Raw genomic sequence first — 5,938 nt, 5'->3', positions numbered from 1 at the left:
GTCGCGGCCGGTGCCGGACCCCGAGCCGCGCGGGCAGGCGACGCGAGCACCGCGCACGTCCTGGCCCGGCTCGCGGCCGTCGAGGAGCGCGTGCGGGCGCTCGTCGCCCGGCGGCGCGTCGGCGACCCGCAGCCCGACGACCCGTTCCGCGGGCTGTACCTCAACGACGAGACCGTCGACCGGCTGCTCGCCGGGCACGGCACCGAGGTCCTGTCCGCCGAGGTCGACGACCGGACGCGCGCGGCCGAGCAGGCCGCCGACGCCGCCGAGGCCGCGGGCCACGTGCTGCGGCTGCGCACGCTGACCCGCGCGTTCGCGCTCGACGACCTCGACGTGGAGCTGCTGCTGGTGGCACTCGCGTGCGAGGTCGACGTGCGGTTCGAGCAGCTCTTCGGCTACCTCAACGACGACGTGACGCGACGACGGCCGTCCGCCGCGGTCGCGCTCGCGCTGTGCGGCGTGCCCCTCGCGTCGGCGTCCGGGCGGCACCGGCTGCAGCACGGCCCTCTCGTGCGCGGCGGGCTGCTCGAGGTCGAAGACCCCGACCGGCCGCTGCCGGGCCGCCCGTTGCGCGTGCCCGACCGGGTCGTCGGGCACCTGCTCGGCGACGACGCGCCCGACCCCGCGCTCGCGTCGGTGCTGGTCGACGACGAGGACGTGCCGTGGGGCGACCCGGGCCGGCTCGTCGCCGCGCTGTCCGCCGGGGCGCCGCTCGTCTACCTGCGGGAGCCGCCCACCGGGTCCGGGCGCGTGCTCGCCGTCCGGGCGCTGCAGGCCGCGGGACGCGGTGCGCTCGTCGTCGACGGTGCCGCGGTCGCGGCCGTGCCCGACCCGGAGACCATCGCCCGGACCGCGGCGCGCGAGGCGCTGCTCACGGGCGCGGGTCTCGTCGTGATCGGCACGGAGCCGCTCACGGACCAGCCGCGCGCGTCGCGGGCGCTGCTCGCCGCGTCGCCCGTGCTCGTCGTCGGGCGCACGACGTGGGACCCGACGTGGAGCGAGTGGCCGCCGCTGCTGCTCGACGTGCCGCCGTCGACCGTCGCCGAGCGCACGACGCTCTGGCAGCAGTCGCTCGGCCGGTCGACCGACGGGTCGTCCGACGGCGACCCGATCGACACCGCGCGCACGACCGCGCCCTACCTGCTGCGTCCCGAGCAGGTCACGCGCGCGGCGCGCGCCGCGCGGCAGCAGGCCACGCTCGACGGCGGGCTCACCGCCGAGCACGTGCGCGTCGGCGCACGTGCCGAGAACGGGACCGCGCTCGAACGGCTCGCCCGGCGCATCGAGCCCGCGGTCGGCTGGGACGACCTCGTGCTGCCGCCCGACGTGCTCGGCTCGCTGCAGGAGGTCGCGACGCGCGCACGGTTCCGCGAGCAGGTGCTCGGCGACTGGCGCATGCGTCCCGGCGGCGGGCGCGGGCACGGCGTCGCGGCGCTGTTCGCGGGCGACTCCGGCACGGGCAAGACGATGTCCGCCGAGGTCGTCGCGCACGAGCTCGGGCTCGACCTGTACGTCGTCGACCTCGCGACCGTCGTCGACAAGTACATCGGCGAGACCGAGAAGAACCTCGAGCGGATCTTCGCCGGAGCCGCCGGGGTCAACGCGGTGCTGCTGTTCGACGAGGCCGACGCCGTGTTCGGGCGGCGCAGCGAGGTCAAGGACGCGCACGACCGGTACGCCAACATCGAGTCCGCGTACCTGCTCCAGCGCATGGAGACGTTCGACGGGCTCGCGATCCTCGCGACCAACCTGCGCGCGAACATCGACGACGCGTTCATCCGCCGACTCGACGTCGTCGTCGACTTCCCCGTGCCCGACGCCGGGCAGCGCGTCGCCCTGTGGGACCGCAGCCTCGGGGTCCGGGTGCCGCGCGACCCCGACGTCGACCTGACGTTCTGCGCGGACGCCTTCGAGCTCGCCGGCGGGGCCATCCGGTCCGCCGCCGTGACCGCTGCGTACCTCGCCGCGCAGGACGGCGGGACCGTCGCGATGCGTCACGTCGTCGCGGCGGTGTACCGCGAGTACCGCAAGCTCGGGCGTCTCACCCTGCCCAGCGAGTTCGGCCACTACTGGAGCCTGCTCGCCTGACCTCCGGGCCGCCCTGCCCGATCGGGCCGAGCGGAGTGCCCGACGGGGTGGACCGGGCGCTCCTGCCGGGCGGCGGCGTGCGGTGGCAGCCTCGAGCGGGTCGAGGAGGACCTGCGTCGAGAGGGGCCGACGATGCACAGCCACGACCACCTGGAGGGCACCGAGACGCTGCGGCCCAAGGCCGCCCGCGCCGACGAGCGCGACACCGCCCCGGTCGTCGCGCGCGCGCTCGCGGAGGGACGCCCGGACCGGCTCGACGCGAGCGGGCTCACGTACCTGCAGCGGACCGCGGGGAACGCGTCGACGGCGGGCCTGGTCGAGGAGGAGCGCTCGCCCGTGCTCGACGTCGTCGGGTCCGGCGGCGGCCGCCCGCTCGACGCGGACACGCGCGCGGACATGGAGGGCCGGCTCGGTGCCGACTTCGGGGACGTCCGGGTCCACACCGACGGGGCGGCGTCCGACTCGGCGCGCTCGGTGGGGGCGCACGCGTACACCGTCGGCTCGGACATCGTGTTCCAGCGCGACGCGTACGACCCGACGTCCACGGCGGGCCGCACGACGCTCGCGCACGAGCTGACGCACGTCGTCCAGCAGCGCAGCGGACCCGTCGACGGCACCCCGACGGGGAGCGGCATCAGCGTCTCCGACCCGGGCGACCGGTACGAGACGGCCGCCGCCGCGAACGCCGAGCGCGTCATGGCCGACCCCGCGCCGGCCGCCGCGACCGCCTCCCCCGACGCCGCCCGCGCCGCCGACGCCACCGTCGTGGCGCAACGCCAGGACGAGGAGGAGCCGGCGGAGGAGGAGCAGGTCCAGGGCTCGTTCGTCCAGCGCGAGGAGGCCGCCGAGGAGGAGATGGAGGAGGGCTGAGCCCGCACGGACGTCCGGCTCGCGCCGACGCCCGATCGGGCAACCACACCGGCCCTCAGGGGCGTCCGGGCGGACCACCGCCCTCCCGACCGCCCGCAGCACGCTGACCAGTACGACTCCCTGTGCCCGAAGGAGGGGACATGCCGACCTACCTGTCACCCGGCGTCTACGTCGAGGAGGTGGAGGCGGGCACCCGGCCCATCGAGGGGGTCGGGACGTCCGTCGCCGCGTTCGTCGGCCTGGCGGCGAAGGGACCGTTCAACACGCCGACGCTCGTCTCGAACTGGACGCAGTACGCCGAGACCTTCGGCGACTTCCTGCCGAACTCGTACCTCGCGCACTCCGTGTACGGGTACTTCCTCAACGGCGGCTCGAACGCCTACGTGGTCCGGATCGGCGCCGACGGTGCCGCCGCCGACGACCCCGAGGCGCAGCCGCGCACCCGCACCTCGCCGAAGGCGCTGCCCGCGGTCCCGCAGGCCGTGCTGGGCGCGTACAAGGTGTCGGCGTCGGACAAGGCGCCGAAGACGAAGAAGCTCAGCGTCGAGGTGGCCGAGCCGGGCGGCGACAACCCGCCGGACGACCACTTCAAGCTGGTCATCCACGTCGACGGCAAGGCGACCGAGACGTACGACCACGTCACCACCAAGCGCGGCGACGACAACGTCGCGACCAAGGTGAACGCGCAGTCGAAGCTCGTCACGATCGAGGAGCTCGCCAGCGGCAGCGCGCTCGCGAAGCCGGACAAGGGCATCGCGGACCTCGTCGAGCCCGAGCCGGAGCCCGAGCCGCCCGCCACGGGCGACCTCGGCGCCGACGACTACATCGGCGACGCGGCCGACCGCACCGGGTTCTCGGGCCTGGAGGCGATCGACGAGATCACGATCGTCGCCGTCCCGGACCTCGTCGCCGCGCTCGAGCAGGGCGCGATCGACCTGGAGACGTTCCAGGCCGTGCAGCTCGCCGTCATCGCGCACTGCGAGCTCATGGGCGACCGCATGGCGATCCTCGACCCGCCGCCCGGGCTCGGCCCGCAGGCGATCAAAGACTGGCGCGTCGACACCGCGGGCTACGACTCCAAGTACGCGACGCTGTACTGGCCGTACATCAAGGTGTTCGACCCCGCGTCCGGCTCGAACAAGTTCGTGCCGCCGTCGGGCCACATGGCCGGCATCTGGGCGCGCAACGACGACACGCGCGGCGTGCACAAGGCGCCCGCGAACGAGGTCGTCCGCGGGGCGATCACGCTGCAGACGCAGATCACGCGCGCCGAGCACAACCTGCTCAACCCGGTGGGGATCAACGCGATCCGCACGTTCCCCGGCCGCGGGGTGCGCGTCTGGGGTGCCCGGACCCTGTCGTCCGACCCGGCCTGGCGGTACGTCAACGTGCGGCGGCTCTTCAACTACCTCGAGGAGTCGATCCTCATCGGCACCCAGTGGGTGGTGTTCGAGCCGAACGACGACGCGCTGTGGGCCCGCATCCGCCGGACCATCTCCGCGTTCCTCGTCAACGAGTGGCGCAAGGGCGCCCTGTTCGGGCTCAGCCCCGAGGAGGCGTTCTTCGTCCAGTGCGACCGGGAGACGAACCCCGCCGAGGGGATCGACGCGGGCCAGGTCGTCTGCCGCATCGGGGTCGCGCCGGTCAAGCCCGCCGAGTTCGTGATCTTCCAGCTCTCGCAGTTCTCCGGCGGCACGAGCCTCGTCGGCGAGTGACCGGTCCCGACGACCACAGGAACGGTGAAACATGGCACTCCCCGACACCTTCGACCTCGCCACCGCGTACTCGTTCTCGGTGAAGATCGACGGCATCCAGATCCCGCACGTCATGGAGGTCAGCGGGCTCAAGGCCGAGGTCGACAAGGTCACCTACCAGCAGCAGGCGTCCGACGGGAAGTTCGTCACGCGCCAGATGATGGGCCGCCAGAAGGCCGGCGAGTTCAAGGTCAAGCGCGGCCTCACCGACTCGACGACCGTCACGGACTGGCTCAAGGCGGTCTTCGAGGGCAAGCTCGCCGACGCCCGCAAGACGGCCGAGGTCGCGATCTACACGTCCGACAACCAGCTGCTCAAGCGGATGAACTTCCGCAACGTGTGGGTCAAGGACGTCGAGCTCGGCGGCACCCTCAAGGCCGGGTCCACCGAGCCGCTGTCCGAGACGTTCACGGTCTGCTGGGACGAGATGGAGTTCGCCTGATGCGACGCTCCCTGCCCGTCCAGCTGGACGCGCCCGAGGTCGACGAGGTGCCCGCCGGCACACCGTCGGCCTCGGCCGTCCGGCGGGACGCGCTGCGCACCGAGTTCGACTTCCAGCTCCCGCGCGGGTACCTGGACGGCGACGGCGTGCTGCACCGGCACGGCACCATGCGGCTCGCGACGGCCCGCGACGAGCTGCTGCCCCTGTACGACGCGCGCGTGCAGGAGAACCCGGCCTACACGACGGTCGTGCTGCTGAGCCGCGTCATCACGTCGCTCGGCACACTCGGCGCGGTCACGCAGAGCGTCGTCGAGAACATGTTCGCGTCCGACGTCGCGTTCCTGCAGGACCTGTACCGCCGCATCAACGCCGAGGGGCACACGCGCGCCGCCGTGACGTGCCCGTCGTGCCGGCACCGCTTCGACGTCGACATCTCCGGTGGGCGCCTGGGGGAATCGTGACGTACGCGCCGGCCCGCATCCGGGAGGAGGTCGCGTACGTCGCCTACCACTTCCACTGGTCCCACGACGAGATCCTCGACCTCGAGCACCCGCAGCGGCTCGCCTACGTCCAGGAGATCGCGGCGATCAACCGCCGCATGAGCGAGGAGCGCTGACGTGCGCTGGCCGTGGCAGCGGGACGCTGGAGTCCCGCCCGTCGCCGACCCCGGGACGCGCGCGTCGCACCCGGGTGCCGGTGTCGTGGCGGGCGCGGCACCTGGCGCCGGACCGTCGGCGGGAGCGTCGGCGGGCGCGTCGGCGGCTCCGGCCGCGGCCGCCACGGC

The 5,938-nt window shown here is 73.8% G+C and carries 6 protein-coding genes; all 6 read left to right on the top strand.

The window, feature by feature from the left end; translation table 11 throughout:
- The first annotated feature begins 60 nt into the window (after positions 1-60).
- The 6 genes from CTKZ_RS16675 to CTKZ_RS22075 all read left to right on the top strand — a co-directional run bounded on the left by CTKZ_RS16675 (position 61) and on the right by CTKZ_RS22075 (position 5,770).
- Positions 61-2,088 carry an ATP-binding protein gene (locus CTKZ_RS16675; RefSeq protein ID WP_124343998.1) on the top strand — a complete coding sequence of 676 codons (2,028 nt, stop codon included), beginning with the start codon at positions 61-63 and terminating at the stop codon, positions 2,086-2,088.
- 132 nt (positions 2,089-2,220) lie between these two features.
- Positions 2,221-2,958: an eCIS core domain-containing protein gene (locus tag CTKZ_RS16670; protein ID WP_124343997.1), complete on the top strand. Its 738-nt coding sequence runs from the start codon at positions 2,221-2,223 to the stop codon at positions 2,956-2,958.
- A 140-nt stretch (positions 2,959-3,098) separates the two neighbouring features.
- Positions 3,099-4,673, top strand: a complete 1,575-nt coding sequence (locus tag CTKZ_RS16665) for a phage tail sheath family protein (RefSeq protein ID WP_124343996.1) — start codon at positions 3,099-3,101, stop codon at positions 4,671-4,673.
- A gap of 31 nt (positions 4,674-4,704) precedes the next feature.
- Positions 4,705-5,154, top strand: coding sequence for a phage tail protein (locus CTKZ_RS16660; protein ID WP_124343995.1), 450 nt, complete (start codon positions 4,705-4,707; stop codon positions 5,152-5,154).
- Positions 5,154-5,615: a hypothetical protein gene (locus CTKZ_RS16655; protein WP_124343994.1), complete on the top strand. Its 462-nt coding sequence runs from the start codon at positions 5,154-5,156 to the stop codon at positions 5,613-5,615. Before CTKZ_RS16660 ends, CTKZ_RS16655 begins: the two co-directional genes overlap by 1 nt.
- Entirely contained in the window at positions 5,612-5,770 is a 159-nt protein-coding gene (locus tag CTKZ_RS22075) for a DUF6760 family protein (RefSeq protein WP_013769342.1), read from the top strand. The genes CTKZ_RS16655 and CTKZ_RS22075 overlap by 4 nt, the downstream gene beginning before the upstream one ends.
- Positions 5,771-5,938 lie beyond the last annotated feature (168 nt).

This window comes from Cellulomonas algicola, from assembly GCF_003851725.1.
GTDB classification, from domain to species: Bacteria; Actinomycetota; Actinomycetes; order Actinomycetales; family Cellulomonadaceae; genus Cellulomonas; species Cellulomonas algicola.
The sequence above is the reverse complement of the archived record's forward strand: the minus strand, read 5'-3'. Positions and strand labels throughout refer to the sequence as shown.

What these genes read in the sequence shown, in the direction of transcription:
- CTKZ_RS16670 (WP_124343997.1), top strand. Translation starts at nt 2,221, where the DNA reads ATGCACAGCCACGACCACCTGGAGGGCACCGAGACGCTGCGGCCCAAG.
- CTKZ_RS16665 (WP_124343996.1), top strand. Translation starts at nt 3,099, where the DNA reads ATGCCGACCTACCTGTCACCCGGCGTCTACGTCGAGGAGGTGGAGGCG.
- CTKZ_RS16660 (WP_124343995.1), top strand. Translation starts at nt 4,705, where the DNA reads ATGGCACTCCCCGACACCTTCGACCTCGCCACCGCGTACTCGTTCTCG.
- CTKZ_RS16655 (WP_124343994.1), top strand. Translation starts at nt 5,154, where the DNA reads ATGCGACGCTCCCTGCCCGTCCAGCTGGACGCGCCCGAGGTCGACGAG.